Origin of the sequence: Microbispora sp. H11081 (assembly GCF_012999535.1) — a bacterium.
GTDB lineage: Bacteria > Actinomycetota > Actinomycetes > Streptosporangiales > Streptosporangiaceae > Microbispora.
Genome location: NZ_JABBWV010000001.1, coordinates 317,285 through 331,069, shown reverse-complemented (window position 1 = coordinate 331,069; position 13,785 = coordinate 317,285). Strand labels below are relative to the sequence as shown.

At 72.1% G+C, this 13,785-nt stretch carries 15 protein-coding genes; 4 read left to right on the top strand and 11 right to left on the bottom strand.

Annotated elements, in window-relative coordinates; all coding sequences use genetic code 11:
- Positions 1-2: 2 nt before the first annotated feature.
- The 6 genes from HHX31_RS01370 to HHX31_RS01345 all read right to left on the bottom strand — a co-directional run bounded on the left by HHX31_RS01370 (position 3) and on the right by HHX31_RS01345 (position 4,601).
- Positions 3-338: a cytidine deaminase gene (locus tag HHX31_RS01370; RefSeq protein ID WP_169944266.1), complete on the bottom strand. Its 336-nt coding sequence runs from the start codon at positions 336-338 to the stop codon at positions 3-5.
- Positions 335-994 (bottom strand): hypothetical protein, encoded by a 660-nt coding sequence (locus tag HHX31_RS01365; RefSeq protein ID WP_169944264.1) that lies wholly within the window; start codon positions 992-994, stop codon positions 335-337. Before HHX31_RS01365 ends, HHX31_RS01370 begins: the two co-directional genes overlap by 4 nt.
- 276 nt (positions 995-1,270) lie before the next feature.
- The gene (locus HHX31_RS01360) at positions 1,271-2,566 is read right to left on the bottom strand and encodes a hemolysin family protein (RefSeq protein ID WP_169944262.1); all 1,296 of its coding nucleotides are present in this window, start codon (positions 2,564-2,566) and stop codon (positions 1,271-1,273) included.
- Positions 2,563-3,036: an rRNA maturation RNase YbeY gene (ybeY, locus tag HHX31_RS01355; RefSeq protein WP_169944260.1), complete on the bottom strand. Its 474-nt coding sequence runs from the start codon at positions 3,034-3,036 to the stop codon at positions 2,563-2,565. Before ybeY ends, HHX31_RS01360 begins: the two co-directional genes overlap by 4 nt.
- 28 nt (positions 3,037-3,064) lie before the next feature.
- Positions 3,065-4,087, bottom strand: coding sequence for a PhoH family protein (locus tag HHX31_RS01350; RefSeq protein ID WP_169944257.1), 1,023 nt, complete (start codon positions 4,085-4,087; stop codon positions 3,065-3,067).
- Between the two features lie 169 nt (positions 4,088-4,256).
- Positions 4,257-4,601, bottom strand: a complete 345-nt coding sequence (locus HHX31_RS01345) for a histidine triad nucleotide-binding protein (RefSeq protein ID WP_169944255.1) — start codon at positions 4,599-4,601, stop codon at positions 4,257-4,259.
- A 243-nt stretch (positions 4,602-4,844) separates the two neighbouring features.
- Between HHX31_RS01345 and HHX31_RS01340 the strand changes: the two genes are divergently transcribed.
- Complete coding sequence (locus HHX31_RS01340) at positions 4,845-5,324, top strand: SigE family RNA polymerase sigma factor (RefSeq protein ID WP_169945498.1); 480 nt, start codon at positions 4,845-4,847, stop codon at positions 5,322-5,324.
- The gene (locus HHX31_RS01335) at positions 5,321-5,989 is read left to right on the top strand and encodes a hypothetical protein (protein ID WP_169944253.1); all 669 of its coding nucleotides are present in this window, start codon (positions 5,321-5,323) and stop codon (positions 5,987-5,989) included. Before HHX31_RS01340 ends, HHX31_RS01335 begins: the two co-directional genes overlap by 4 nt.
- 21 nt (positions 5,990-6,010) lie before the next feature.
- Here the strand turns inward: HHX31_RS01335 and HHX31_RS01330 are convergent, their stop codons facing one another.
- The 3 genes from HHX31_RS01330 to hrcA form a co-directional block, all read right to left on the bottom strand.
- Positions 6,011-6,745, bottom strand: a complete 735-nt coding sequence (locus HHX31_RS01330; RefSeq protein ID WP_169944251.1) for a 16S rRNA (uracil(1498)-N(3))-methyltransferase — start codon at positions 6,743-6,745, stop codon at positions 6,011-6,013.
- Between the two features lie 89 nt (positions 6,746-6,834).
- Positions 6,835-7,971 (bottom strand): molecular chaperone DnaJ, encoded by a 1,137-nt coding sequence (gene dnaJ / locus HHX31_RS01325; RefSeq protein WP_169944249.1) that lies wholly within the window; start codon positions 7,969-7,971, stop codon positions 6,835-6,837.
- Positions 7,972-8,985: a heat-inducible transcriptional repressor HrcA gene (gene hrcA / locus HHX31_RS01320; RefSeq protein ID WP_169944248.1), complete on the bottom strand. Its 1,014-nt coding sequence runs from the start codon at positions 8,983-8,985 to the stop codon at positions 7,972-7,974.
- A 158-nt stretch (positions 8,986-9,143) separates the two neighbouring features.
- Here hrcA and HHX31_RS01315 point away from each other — a divergent pair, with 158 nt between their 5' ends.
- Together HHX31_RS01315 and HHX31_RS01310 are read left to right on the top strand one after the other, a co-directional pair.
- Entirely contained in the window at positions 9,144-9,770 is a 627-nt protein-coding gene (locus tag HHX31_RS01315) for a hypothetical protein (RefSeq protein ID WP_169944246.1), read from the top strand.
- An 18-nt stretch (positions 9,771-9,788) separates the two neighbouring features.
- Positions 9,789-10,598, top strand: a complete 810-nt coding sequence (locus HHX31_RS01310) for a DUF3097 domain-containing protein (protein WP_169944244.1) — start codon at positions 9,789-9,791, stop codon at positions 10,596-10,598.
- A 238-nt stretch (positions 10,599-10,836) separates the two neighbouring features.
- Here HHX31_RS01310 and hemW read toward each other — a convergent pair whose 3' ends face one another.
- Both hemW and HHX31_RS01300 read right to left on the bottom strand, forming a co-directional pair.
- Positions 10,837-12,057, bottom strand: coding sequence for a radical SAM family heme chaperone HemW (hemW, locus tag HHX31_RS01305; protein ID WP_169944243.1), 1,221 nt, complete (start codon positions 12,055-12,057; stop codon positions 10,837-10,839).
- A 78-nt stretch (positions 12,058-12,135) separates the two neighbouring features.
- Complete coding sequence (locus HHX31_RS01300) at positions 12,136-13,770, bottom strand: CdaR family transcriptional regulator (protein ID WP_169944241.1); 1,635 nt, start codon at positions 13,768-13,770, stop codon at positions 12,136-12,138.
- Positions 13,771-13,785: the final 15 nt, after the last annotated feature.

Sequence of the window (13,785 nt, the reverse complement as noted above, 5' to 3'; positions counted from 1 at the left end):
CGTCAGATGTACCGGCCCTTCAGCGTGCCGTCGGGAGCGGCCAGGAACAGCGTGCCGTTCCCCAGGTCCTCGACCACGGCCAGGTCGGGCTCCGCCGGGTCGTCGGCCTCGGTGACCACCGCGGCCGCCTCCAGGGACTTCGCCCCGCTGGACACGGCGATGGCAACGGCCGCCTGCAGGGCCGAGAGCCGGAGCGAGGGCAGCGCCACCGTGGTCGCGGCGTACGTCCGGCCGGTCTCGTCGCGCACCGCGGCGCCCTCGGGAGTGCCGCCACGCGCCCGCGCCGACCTGGCCAGCGCGATGATCTTCCCGTCCTCGGGGTCCAGCGTCTCTGTCACGCGTCAAGCGTACCGACCTCGCGGACGAGCAGCCGTGTCAGTTCGGCCGTACGGGCAGGGTCGGGCGGGGTCAGGCCCGCGTGCACGAGCGTGATCAGCGTGCGGCCGGAGCGGGCGACGACCAGGTGCATGCGGTAGGGGTAGCCGCCCACCCGGCCGGTCAGGGCGCGGGCGGCCGCGTCCGCGCCGCCGATCCCGGGCAGCGGCGTCCGCGTGGCCGCCAGGCGGTCGTACGGCGTGCCGGCGTCGGCCGTCGCGCAGCCGGCGAGGGCCTCGCGCAGCGCGGCGAGATGCTCGGCCGCCTCACCGCCGTCGTAGACGCCGACGCCGACCCCGGCCAGCTCGCCGGTGTGCGCGCCCTGGTAGGTGGCGGCGGCCCTGCCCCCGAGCCCCTCGCTCGGAAGCCTGCCCGCCGCCGCGTCGAACAGCACGCGGCAGGCGCGGGACCTGGGACGGAACGGCGGGCGCCACGGCGCCCTTGCGTGGCTGAAGAACCCGTCGGGGAGGCCGTCCAGCCGGCCGAGCGCCGCCCGCGCGGCGCTCGCCTCGCCCGTCTTCCCCTGAGGCCGGACGGCGGCGTAGGTGACTTCGCCGGCGCCACACCCGCCGGTGGCCAGCACCAGGCAGCCCGCGACGGCCGTGTGGACGATGCGCATACCCGCCTCCCCGCTTTGCCGGAGGTTTCCTTCCCCGGACCGCGCACGGGTAATCACATTGCGTAATCGATACGGGGCCCTCACCCCGCGCCGGGTGAGAGCCCCGTATCGATCAACAGACCCCCAGGGGAGGCTCAGGTGCGCCGTCAACCCCTCCGGCGCGCCGGCCTCCCCGACGAGGCGCCCCGAACCCCTTCTGAGCGCCTGGGACAACACTGGCCGGGCTCACTTGCGACCTACTTGAAAGACACTTGCGGAGTGGCCGGGCGGCCGTCGTCACTCGTGGCCGGCCTCGGCGGCCACGACCTCCTCGCCCGTCGCGTGCTCCTCGCGGCGCACCACCACCGTGCTGATCCGGTTGCGGCGTCCCGCCAGGTTCTCCGCCGTCAGGCGCAACCCCCCGACGACCGCCTCGGAGCCCGCGATCGGCACCCGGCCCAGCGCGTGCGCCAGCAGGCCGCCGACCGTGTCGACGTCCTCGACCTCGAGCTCGGTGTCGAACAGCTCGCCGAGTTCGTCGACAGGAAGCCGCGCGGTCACCCGGGCCGCCCCGTCGTCGAGCCACTCGACCCGCGGAGGCTCCTGGTCGTACTCGTCGGCGATCTCGCCGACGATCTCCTCGATGACGTCCTCGATGGTGACGAGGCCGGCCGTGCCGCCGTACTCGTCGATGACGATGGCGAGGTGGATCTGCCGCGCCTGCATCTCGCGCAGCAGTTCGTCGATCGGCTTGCTCTCCGGCACGTACGTCGCGGGACGCATCAGCTCGTCCACCCGGACGCCGCCGTCGCCGGTGTCCTGGATGCGGCGGACGATGTCCTTGAGATAGGCGATGCCCACCACGTCGTCCTCGTTCTCCCCGACCACGGGCACACGGGAGAACCCGCTGCGCAGGGCGAGCGAGAGCGCCTGGTGGAGCGTCTTGCCGCGTTCGATGAACACCATGTCGGTGCGCGGCACCATCACCTCGCGCACCAGCGTGTCACCCAGCTCGAAGACCGAGTGGATCATCTCCCGCTCGTCGGGCTCGATGACCCGGCGCTGCTCGGCGAGGTCGACCAGGTCGCGCAGCTCGGCCTCGGAGGTGAACGGGCCCTCGCGGAAGCCCTTGCCCGGCGTGAGCGCGTTGCCCAGCAGGATCAGCAGTGAGGGCAGCGGGCCGAGGATCCGGGTCAGCCCGTACACGATCGGAGCGCTCGCCAGCGCGACGGGCTCGGCGTGCTGGCGGCCGAGCGTACGCGGCATGACCCCGACGATGACGTAGCTCACCAGGATCATGACCACGGCCGCCCCGGCATACGCCTGGCCGCGGTCGCCCACCCAGTCGACGAACAGCAGCGTCGCGATGACCGTGGCGACGAGCTCACAGCTCAGCCGCAGCAGGAGCACCAGGTTGAGGTAGCGCGGCGGATCGGCGACGATCGCCCGCAGCCGCACCCCGCCGCGCCGGCCCTCCTTGACGAACTCATCCGCGCGCACCCTCGAGATGCGGGTCAGCGCCGTCTCCGCGCTGGCCAGCAGACCGCCGGCCACGATCAGGAAGACGGCGGAGATCAGCCAGCCGTCGTTCACGGCTTACGCCGCACCTCCCGCCAGGCGCCGAGTAGCTCGTCCTGCAGCCCGAACATCTCGGCGTGCTCCTCGGGCTCGGCGTGGTCGTAGCCGAGCAGGTGCAGGATGCCGTGCGTGCACAGCAGCTCCAGCTCGTCCTGCGCGCTGTGCCCGGCCTCGGCGGCCTGCTTGGCCGCGACGTGGGGGCACAGCACCACGTCTCCGAGCAGCGCGGGGTCGGGAGAGTCGTCCTCGTCCCTGCCGCCGGAGTTGGGCCGCAGCTCGTCCATGGGGAAGGCCAGCACGTCGGTGGGGCCGGGCTCCCCCATCCACTGCTCGTGCAGCTCGGCCATCGCCGCCTCGTCGATCACCAGGATCGACAGCTCGGCCAGCGGGTTGATCCCCATCCGGCCCAGGACGTGACCGGCCAGCTCGACCAGAGCCGACTCGTCGACCTCGACGCCGGACTCGTTGGCCACCTCGATGCTCACGGGGTCTCCTCACCCGTCATGCTCGTGATCATCGCCGGCTGTTCCGCGGCCGCTTGGCGATCGCGCGCGGCTCCGAGGCCATCGCGGCGTCGTATCGGCCGTAGGCGTCGACGATGTCGCTCACCAGCTTGTGCCGTACGACGTCGGCACTGGTCAGCCTGCTGAAATGGATGTCCTCGATGCCTTCGAGGATGTGCTGGACGACCTTCAGCCCGCTGTCCTGGCCGCCCGGCAGGTCGATCTGCGTGACGTCGCCGGTGACCACGATCTTCGAGTTGAAGCCGAGCCGGGTCAGGAACATCTTCATCTGCTCGGGCGAGGTGTTCTGCGCCTCGTCCAGGATGATGAAGGCGTCGTTGAGCGTCCGGCCGCGCATGTAGGCGAGCGGCGCGACCTCGATCGTCCCCGCCGCCATCAGCCGCGGGATCGAGTCGGGGTCGAGCATGTCGTGCAGCGCGTCGTACAGCGGCCGCAGGTACGGGTCGATCTTCTCGTAGAGCGTGCCGGGCAGGAAGCCGAGCCGCTCCCCCGCCTCGACGGCGGGGCGGGTGAGGATGATCCGGTTGACCCGCTTGTTCTGCAGGGCCTTCACGGCCTTCGCCATCGCCAGGTACGTCTTGCCGGTGCCGGCGGGCCCGATGCCGAAGACGATGGTGTGCCTGTCGATCGCGTCGACGTACCGCTTCTGGTTGACCGTCTTCGGGCGGATGGTGCGGCCCCGCGCGGACAGGATGTCCAGGGACAGCACCTCGGCCGGACGGTCGGTGGCCTGCCGCAACATGTGGATGCTGCGCTCGACCGCGTCTGGGGACAGCTCGGCACCCGAGCCGACCAATTCCACCAGCTCCTCGAAGAGGCGCACGACGACGCCGCTCTCCTCCGGACTGCCGGTGATCGTGATCTCGTTGCCCCGCACGTGGATGTCGGCGCTGAAGGCGCCCTCGATGACCCGCAGCAGTTCGTCACCCGACCCGAGGAGGCTGACCATCGGCTGCCCCTCGGGGATGACTACCTTGGCCTGGGTCTTGCTGATTTGCTGTGACTCGGACATGGGCGGCCCTTGCGGCCCTGATCGCCTCCCTAGTTCCTTCCCACTCTAGTGCCCTGGCTCGATCCGCGCCCCCTCGCGTGGCCAGGAGCGGCGCCCCGCCGAGCCGTCGTCCCGCCCCCACCGGAGCACCGCTCCGTACGGGCGGCTCGCGCGGGCCGGGCGCCGCCGATCAGCCGGGCGGCCAGGTGAGGCTCCGGCCGCCCACCACGTGCGCGTGCACGTGGAAGACGGTCTGCCCGGCGCCGGGCCCGGTGTTGAACACGATCCGGTAACCGCTCTCGGCCACGCCCTCCTGCACGGCGACCGCGTGGCACGCCTTGAGCAGGTCGTCGGCCAGGCCGTCGTCGGCCGCCGCGAGCGCGGCGGCGTTCTCGTGATGTGCCTTGGGCACGACGAGCACGTGCGTGGGCGCCTGCGGATTGATGTCGCGGAAGGCCAGCGCCCGTCCGGTCTCCAGCACGATCTCCGCCGGGACCTCTCTGGCCACGATCTTGCAGAACAGGCAGTCACTCACGCGCGAAAGCCTAGCCGTCGCGTTAGGTGATTACCGCAAAGATCCCCCTGGCTAATGTGAGTGTGCGAGACTGCACCAGAAAACCCCCCTAGTGTCGGGCGAGGACACCGCTGGGCCATGCCCCCTCATGAATCGGAAGAACGTAAACCCTCCGGGGATGACGAGCGTCCTATCGATGTGACCACCGAGACCCTCGTGGCCGACAGGTCGTTGGGGACGGTGCCCGTCGGGTGGGATGCCGACATGGCCGTTACGGCGCTGTACAGCGCTCACTATCGGTCACTGGTGCGTCTCGCCGTGCTGCTGGTGCGTGACGTGGCCAGCGCGGAAGAGGTCGTTCAGGACGCGTTCGTCGCCATCCACGGCGCCTGGCGCAGGCTGAGGGACACCGACAAGGCACTGGCCTACCTTCGCCAATCGGTCGTTAACCGATCGCGATCCGTGCTGCGGCACCGCGCGGTCGTCGAGAAGTACGCCCCCAAGGGCCTGCCGGACGCGCCGAGCGCGGAGAACGGCGCGATCGGTGAGCTCGAGCGTTCCGCCGTCATCGAGGCGCTGCGCGGCTTACCCACCCGGCAGCGCGAGGCGCTGGTGCTGCGATACTACGGCGATCTCTCGGAGGCCGAGATCGCGCACGCGATGGGCATCAGCAAGGGCGCGGTGAAAAGTCACACGGCCCGCGGCATGGCCGCACTACGGATGGCACTGGAGCAGTTCTCATGACCTTCCCGCCCGACGACGAGTACGGCGAGTCGCTCCGCCGTGCCCTGCGCGCGGAGGCGGACGCGGTCGTGCCGTCTCCCGATGGACTAGAGATCATCCGCCGGCGAATCGACCAGCGCGGCCTGCGCGGCCTGCGGAACATGCTGTGGTGGCGCGTCGGAGCGGCCGTCACCGGGGCCGTGCTCGTGGCGGGCACGGTCGTCGCGATCGTCCCCGGCCTGCGCGACCAGGTGGCGCAGTCGACGGGAATCGCCCCCGCCGGCGACGAGCAGGAGGACAAGAGGGACACCTCGACGGTGACCCGGCCGCCCCACTCGGCGCCCTCGCAGCCGGTCGTGATCGTGCCGGTGACGCCGAGCCCGTCGCGGGAGCGGCCGACCCCGTCCCCGACGCACAAGACGGGCATGACCACCAGGCCGGCGCCGTCGCCGTCCGACCCCTGCGCCACACCCACGACCCAGCCGGGAGTCGTCGAACCCGACGTGTCCCTGCCGCCGTCGTGCACGCCCGCGCCGGTGACGCAGCCGCCCACGGTGGTGCCCTCGGTGTCGCCCCGCCCCTCGACGGCTCCGCCCACGACGGCCGCCCCCTCGGCGGCCCCGAGCCCGACGCCGTCGGACACTGCCCTGATGGACTCGGCGAACCACACGACGCCCTCGCCCTGACCGGTCAGCCGCCGGTAGCCCTCACCAGCGGCCGCAGCGGGACAGCAGGACGGCGGCCGCCGCCAGGCCGGCCGTCGAGGTGCGCAGCACCGTGGGCCCGAGCAGGGCCGGTACGGCTCCCGCCTCCCTGAACGCGGCGATCTCCTCCTCGGCGACGCCGCCCTCAGGGCCCACGATCATCACGATGTCACCCGGCCGCTCCGGCAGCGGCAGGCGGCTCAGCGGCTCGGCGGCCTCCTCGTGCAGCACCACCGCGAGCGCCGCCGCCGAGACCAGCGAACGGACCCGCGCGGTCGTGGCCTGCTCGGTCACCTCGGGCAGGTGGAAGCGCCTGGCCTGCTTGGCCGCCTCGCGGGCCGTCGCGCGCCAGCGAGCGAGGGACTTGGCGGCCCGGTCGCCCTTCCACTGCGTGACGCAGCGGGCGGCGGCCCACGGGACGATCACGTCGACCCCGGCCTCGGTCATCATCTCGACCGCGAGCTCACCCCGGTCGCCCTTGGGCAGTCCCTGCACGACCACCAGCCTCGGCCGGGGCGGCGCGACCTCGAACCGGCGCAGCACCTCGGCGGTCAGCGAGTCCTTGCCCACCGCCGTGACGGTGCACTCGGCCACCCGTCCCGCGCCGTCGGTCAGGTCGATCCGCTCCCCCGGGCGCAGACGGCGCACGGCGGCCGCGTGCCGGCCCTCGGGCCCGTCCAGGACGACGGTGTCCGCCGCCAGGCCCGCCGCCTCCGACAGGAACACCGGAACGCTCATGCCACCTCCTCGCCCGACGGCTCGGAGCCGCGTTCGCGAAACGCCCTGTGCCTGCCGGCCTGCTCGCCGCGCTCGCTCATGCCACCCGATCAGCGGCCGTTGAAGGCGTCCCGCAGGCGGGAGAAGAAGCCCTGCTGACCGGGGGAGAACTTGCCGGGCGGCCGCTCCTCCCCACGCAGCTTCGCCAGCTCGCGCAGCAGTTCCTCCTGCTGCGGGTCGAGCTTGGCCGGCGTCTCGACGTTCACGTGGATCAGCAGGTCGCCCCTGCCGGTCTCGTTGAGCCGCTGGATGCCCTTGCCGTACAGCGGGATGACCTGGCCGGCCTGGGTGCCGGGCCGTACGTCGATCTCCTCGGCCCCGTCGAGGGTCTCGATCGTGATCAGGGTGCCGAGCGCGGCGGCGGTCATCGGGATGTGCACCGTGCAGTGCAGGTCGTCGCCGCGCCGCTCGAAGATCTGGTGCGGCCGCTCCACGATCTCCAGGAACAGGTCGCCGGGAGGTCCGCCGCCGGGGCCGACCTCGCCCTCGCCGGCGAGCTGGATGTGCGTGCCGTCCTCGACACCGGCCGGGATCCTGACCTTGATCGTGCGCCGGGTCCGCACGCGGCCCTCGCCCGAGCACTCCATGCAGGGCTGCCGGATGACGCTGCCGTACCCGCCGCACTGGGGGCAGGGGCGGGAGGTCATGACCTGGCCGAGGAACGAGCGGGTCACCTGCGAGACCTCGCCGCGCCCGTGGCACATGTCGCAGGTGTCGGGGTGGGTGCCGGCCGCCGCCCCCGAGCCCTGGCAGACGTCGCAGACCACGGCCGTGTCGACCGTGATCTCGCGGGTCGTGCCGAAGGCCGCCTCGGACAGGTCGAGCTCGACCCGGATCGTGGCGTTGCGGCCCCGGCGGGCGCGCGAGCGGGGACCACGCGCCCCGCCGCCCGCCGAGCCGAAGAAGGCGTCCATGATGTCGCTGAACGGGAAGCCCGCGCCGAAACCGGCGGCCCCGGCGCCCCCGGCGCCGCCGAACGGGTCGGCGCCCATGTCGTACATGCGGCGCTTGCCCGCGTCGGACAGCACCTCGTACGCCTGGTTGATCTCCTTGAACCGCTCCTGCGTCTCCGGATCGGGGTTGACGTCCGGGTGCAGCTCACGGGCGAGACGGCGATACGCCTTCTTGATCTCTTCCTGGCTGGCGTCGCGCCGAACGCCCAGGGTCGCGTAGTAGTCGTTGGACACTTATGACCCCGCCAGGATCTGGCCAACGTAACGCGCCACCGCGCGCACCGCACCCATCGTCACCGGATAGTCCATTCGCGTCGGGCCCAGCACTCCGAGCCGGGCCAGTTCCTTGTCGCCCGAACCGTACCCGGCGGCCACGATAGAGGTGCCGCGCAGCCCGCTGTAGGGATTCTCGGATCCGATTCTGACGGTGATGTCGGACAGCCCGCCGGTCTCCCCCAGCAGGCGGATGAGCACGACCTGTTCCTCCAGCGCCTCCAGCACGTCGCGAAGGCCGACGCTGAAGTCCGCCGCGGCGAGGTTGGCCGTGCCCCCGAACACGAGTTTCTCCTCGTGCCGCTCCACGAGCGTCTCGAGCAGCACGGAAAGGATCGTAGCCGCCACCGGCCTGTCCTCGGGGGGCAGCCGCTCGGGGATGTCGGCCACGGTCTCCGGCACCTGGGAGAGCCCGCACCCGTCCAGGCACGAGTTGAGCTCGGCGCGCAGGTGGGCGATGCGGTCGTCGGCGATGTCCTCGGGCAGGTCGACCACCCGTTGCTCGACCCGTCCCGTGTTCAGGATCAGCACCAGCATCACCCGCCGCTCGGCGAGCGGGACGATCTCCACGTGACGCACGGACGACCTCGTCAGCGATGGATACTGGACCACCGCGACCTGCCGGGTGAGCTGCGCGAGCAGCCGCACCGTCCGCATGACGATCTCGTCGAGGTCCACCGCGCCCGCGAGGAACGTCTCGATCGCCCTGCGCTCCGCGCCCGACAGCGGCTTGATCTGCGACAGCCGGTCGACGAACAACCGGTAACCCTTGTCGGTGGGCACCCTGCCGGCGCTGGTGTGCGGCTGGGTGATATATCCCTGCTCCTCCAGCGCCGCCATGTCGTTGCGGATCGTCGCCGGGGAGACGCCGAGGTTGTGCCTGTCCGCGAGGGCCTTGGAACCCACCGGCTCGTTGGTGGACACGTGGTCTTCGACGATGGCGCGGAGAACGGCGAGCTTGCGGTCGTCGAGCAATGTGTCACCTCCCTGTGCCTGGAAACACCGACTCTGGCACTCTGTGTTCCCGAGTGCCAAGTGTACGGCTACCACCCCGCGTGGTGCGATAACGCGAAGGACACCAGGACAAGCGGGCTGCAAATCGACGGCAAGTGACATGGTCGATTCTTCACCTCATGTACGAGAACCAGAACCCCGCACCCGCCGCGCCGCCCGGCGCTTTCCCGTGGACGCCGCACCCCGCTCCCCCGCCGTACGGCGGCCCCCGGCCGATCCGGCCCCGCCTGCTGTGGATCTTCCTCTCCTGGGCGCTCTTCTTCGTCCTGCTGGTGGCGGGGGTCGGCGGGTTCGCCGGCGGGCTGTTCTCCACGATCGGCGGCATCGCTCCCACCACGACCTTCTCCGGCGGGCAGTCGGTGAACGTCGCGCTCGACCCCGCGGACAGCCCCGCGATCTACGCCGCGGTCGACCAGCCCACCGACGTCAGCTGCAGGCTCGGAGACGGCTCCGACCCGCAGGTGCGGCTGACCCGGCCCGCCGCCTCCCAGACCATCACGCTGAACGGCACCACCTGGGAGCTGCTGTTCGAGGTCGGCGTCCCGAGCGCGGGCACCTACCAGGTCGCCTGTGAGGGCGACGGAGTGCGGTTCGGCGTCGGCAAGCAGCTCGCCGGCGACATCGGCGGGCTGGTGGGCGGCGCGCTCGCGCTGCTGGCGCTGCCCGCCATCGGCTTCCTCGCCGCGGTGACCGTGACGATCGTCGTGCTGGTGCGCCGCTCGGGAGCCCGCCGTCGCATGGCGTGATTTGCTAGCGTTCCCCGCATGTACGGGCGGGACGTGCTTTCCGGAGACTGGCGGCGGCCACGGCGGGGGACGATCCCCGAGATCCCGGCCGAGCCCGACCTCGTGGTCGAGGACGCCGAGGGCCGCTTCTGCGGCGCCGTGGTGGCCTGCGACAAGGAGGCGGTGACACTGGAGGACCGGTTCGGCCGGCGGCGGGTGTTCCCGCTGACCCCCGCCGGTTTCCTCCTCGACGGCAAGCCGGTCACGCTGGTGCGCCCCAAGGCCGGCCAGAAGGGGCCGCTGCGGAGCGCCTCGGGATCGATCGCGGTCGAGGGCCTGCGCGCGCGGGTCGCCAAGGAGAGCCGCGTCTACGTCGAGGGCGTCCACGACGCCGCCCTGGTCGAGAAGATCTGGGGGCACGACCTGCGGGTGGAGGGGGTCGTCGTCGAATACCTGGAAGGCGTCGACGACCTGCCCGCCATCGTCGAGGAGTTCGCCCCTGAACCGGGCAGGCGGCTGGGGGTGCTCGTGGACCACCTGGTGCCCGGTTCGAAGGAGAGCCGCATCGCCGCCCGGGTGTCCGGGGACGACGTGCTCGTCGTCGGGCATCCGTTCGTGGACATCTGGCAGGCGGTCAAGCCGCGGGCGCTTGGCATCCCCGCGTGGCCCGACGTGCCGCGCGGCGTGCCGTGGAAGGAGGGCGTGATCGCCGCCCTCGGCTGGCGGATGGACCCCCAGGAGGCGTGGCGGCACATCCTGGGCCGGGTCACGACCTACGCCGACCTGGAGCCCGAACTCCTCGGCCGCGTCGAAGAACTCATCGACTTCGTCACCACCCCCTCCCCGTGATCTTGCAGTTTGCCGCACCCATCCCCGCCTGCCTGCGCTTTCACATGTGGTGATCTTGCAGTTTGTCGCGCACACCCCCGCCGGCCTGCGGGCCCGCCCTCCGTGATCTCGCAGAGTTCCGTACGGACCACTCCTGACCAGCGGCGGCGCGCGCGGTGATCTTGCACCGATGACGGGACGCGGACGACCGGCCTGGCTCCGGGCCACGGCCACGTTCCCGGGCCGCTCTCGGGGGCCGCTAAGGAACCAGGTCCCGCACGACGGCGTCGGCGAGCAGCCTGCCGCGCAGCGTGAGCACGGCCCGGCCGGCCTTGAACGCCTCCACCTCGAAGAGCCCGTCCGCCAGCGCCCGCGCGCACGCCGTACGGGCCTCGGGGGCGATGTCCGCGAGCGGGAGGCCCGAGACGAGGCGCAGCTCCAGCATGACCCGTTCGACGGCCCGGTCCTCCGCCCCCAGCACCTCGCGGGCGTGCGCGGGCGAGGCCCCCTCCGCCAGGCGCGCGGCGTACGCCACGGGGTGCTTGACGTTCCACCAGCGGGTGCCGCCGACGTGGCTGTGCGCGCCGGGCCCGGCCCCCCACCAGTCGCCGCCGGTCCAGTAGAGCAGGTTGTGGCGGCAGCGGGCCTCGTCGCCCGCGGCCCAGTTGGAGACCTCGTACCAGCTCAGCCCGGCGGCCGTCAGCGTCTCCTCGGCGATCAGGTAGCGGTCGGCCGCCGTGTCGTCGTCCGGCATCGGCAGCTCGCCGCGCCGGATCCGGGCGGCGAGCCGGGTGCCGTCCTCGACGATCAGGGAGTACGCCGAGACGTGGTCGGGCCCGGCGGCCAGCGCGGCCTCAAGCGAGGCCCGCCAGTCGGCGTCGCTCTCCCCCGGCGTGCCGTAGATCAGGTCGAGGTTGACGTGCTCGAACCCCGCCTCGCGGGCCTCCCGTACGGCCTCGGCGGGGCGGCCGGGGGTGTGCCGGCGGTCGAGGACGGCGAGGACGTGCTCGCCCGCGCTCTGCATGCCGAAGCTCACCCGGGTGAACCCGCCCGCCCGCAACTCCTTGAGGTAGGCCGGGTCCACGGACTCGGGGTTGGCCTCGGTCGTCACCTCGGCGCCGGGCCGCAGGCCGAACTCCTCGCCGATGGCGTCGAGGATCCGTACGAGATCGGCGGCGGGCAGCAGCGTCGGCGTGCCGCCCCCGAAGAACACGGTCTCCACGGGCGGCGCGGCGTCCCCGAGCACGCGCCGGGCAAGCCGTATCTCCTCGACCGCGGTGGCGGCGTAGTCCCGCTGCGCGGCGCCGGGGCCGAGCTCGGCGGCGGTGTAGGTGTTGAAGTCGCAGTAGCCGCAGCGCGTCGCGCAGAACGGCACGTGCACGTAGAAGCCGAAAGGACGGGAGCCGAGCCCGTCGAGGGCCCCTGGCGGCAGTTCGCCGCTCGCGGGGACGGGATCGCCGTCGGGAAGCACAGAAGGCACGCCTCCCAGTCTGCCGTCACCCGGGCGCTGCGCCGGACCACCCCCGGGCCTTCCCCGCCGGTCACGCCATGTGATCGCTCATCCGGCCGGATCCGCCCCGGCGCCGCGGTCGGTCATGTCCATCAGGCGTAACTGCAGGCCGGCGAGGAACATCTGGTCCGGGTCGGTGTGGTCGAGCCCGGCGACCTCCCGCAGCCGGCGCAGCCGGTACCGCACCGTGTTGACGTGCACGTTCAGCCGCCGGGCCGTCTCGGCGACGTCTCCGAGGGACCCGAGGTACGCCGCGAGCGTCGCCACCATGTCGGAGTGATGGCGCCGGTCGTACTCCAGGATCGCGGCGACCGCCCCGCTCGGAATCGGTATCTCCTGCTGCACGTAGTATTCCCGCACGTTGAGGAGGGTCGCTCCGAGCACGACGTCCTCGAAGGACCGCACCGGCTCGGGGTCGCCGGTCGCCCGCATCGACATGAGGGTCACCTCGGCGTCGCGCCTGGACCGGATTATCCCCTCCGTCGTGCGGGCGGGCCGTCCGATCCCGACGCGCAGGCCGGGCAGCTTCATGCGGCTGAGGAAGCCGCGCGCGATTCTGATCGCCGCCGACGTTCCCGGACCTCCCGGCTGCGTCGGCACCACGCCGTAGACGGCGTTGTCGATGGCCGCGGCCACGGCGAGCTGCTCGGCGGTGCTGAGGTGCAGGTCGAACGCGCTGGCGAGACGTTGCAGCCCGTCGGGGAAGGAACGTTCCAGATCGTCGGCGGAGACCGCGAGGACGACCACCTCACGCGCGGCCAGCCCAAGGCGCGCCCGGGCGTCGGGCGCCGCGTGCTGGTCGGAGAGCATGGTCACCATATGCCCGCTTCGAATCCGTTTGCGGGCGCTGACCTCGGCACGGAAGCGCAGCAGCGCGAGCGCCACCACGCTGGCGGCCTCCGCGAACGCCGAGACGCGGGCGGCGTCCACGGGACCCGGCACCGCCGCCCACATCGAGCCCAGGATGTCGGTCCCCGAGCGGATGGCCACGGCCAGACGGGGCTGGAGACCGTACCCCAGCGTGATCAGCTCAGGCTCGTGGCTCCCGTAGACCCGTTCGATTGCGTTGACCTCGTCCAGGATCCGGCGGTACTCGTCGGGAAGCGACTGGCCGAGGACGGTGGCCGCCCGCGCCCGGTCGACGTTCTCCTGGTGCTGGGAGAAGGCGAGCACCCGGAAGTCCAGATCCTGGATGATCAGCGGCGCGCGGATCAGCGCGCCCACCGCGTTCGCGATCTGGGAGAGGTCCTTGTACGCCTGGCTCGCGTCCTCGGCGTGCCCCAGGCCCAGCGTGCCCATCGAGATGCGCTCACGGATCAGGCCCGCGACGTGGAACCAGGACGCCTGCCTGTCGACCGCGAGCAGGCCGATCGGCGGCCGCCCTCCCAGCTCCCGGAAGCGCTGCTGCATCTCCGGCCCGTCCCGCACCAGCAGCGCGATGACGCCGCGCCCGGCCAGCCGCTCGACGAGCTCCTTGGTCAGGTCGCCGGGCCCCACGCCGACGCCGAGCACGAGCGAGCGCGGAGGCGGCGGCTCGCCCGCCTTCCCGATCTCCAGGATCTCGGCGCTGTCCACGAGCCGTCCCGCGAGATCGGCCGGGAGCAGCACCTTGGTCAGGATGAGACCGAGATCGTCGACGATCCGTCCGATCCGCGCCCCCGATGGCGCTATCCGTGTCGGCATGAGCAGCAGACTAGC

Coding starts and splice junctions, on each gene's coding strand:
- HHX31_RS01365 (WP_169944264.1), bottom strand. CDS start 994: ATGCGCATCGTCCACACGGCCGTCGCGGGCTGCCTGGTGCTGGCCACC.
- HHX31_RS01300 (WP_169944241.1), bottom strand. CDS start 13,770: ATGCCGACACGGATAGCGCCATCGGGGGCGCGGATCGGACGGATCGTC.
- HHX31_RS01310 (WP_169944244.1), top strand. CDS start 9,789: ATGTACGGGCGGGACGTGCTTTCCGGAGACTGGCGGCGGCCACGGCGG.
- HHX31_RS01330 (WP_169944251.1), bottom strand. CDS start 6,745: ATGAGCGTTCCGGTGTTCCTGTCGGAGGCGGCGGGCCTGGCGGCGGAC.
- HHX31_RS01335 (WP_169944253.1), top strand. CDS start 5,321: ATGACCTTCCCGCCCGACGACGAGTACGGCGAGTCGCTCCGCCGTGCC.
- HHX31_RS01340 (WP_169945498.1), top strand. CDS start 4,845: ATGGCCGTTACGGCGCTGTACAGCGCTCACTATCGGTCACTGGTGCGT.
- HHX31_RS01315 (WP_169944246.1), top strand. CDS start 9,144: ATGTACGAGAACCAGAACCCCGCACCCGCCGCGCCGCCCGGCGCTTTC.
- HHX31_RS01350 (WP_169944257.1), bottom strand. CDS start 4,087: ATGTCCGAGTCACAGCAAATCAGCAAGACCCAGGCCAAGGTAGTCATC.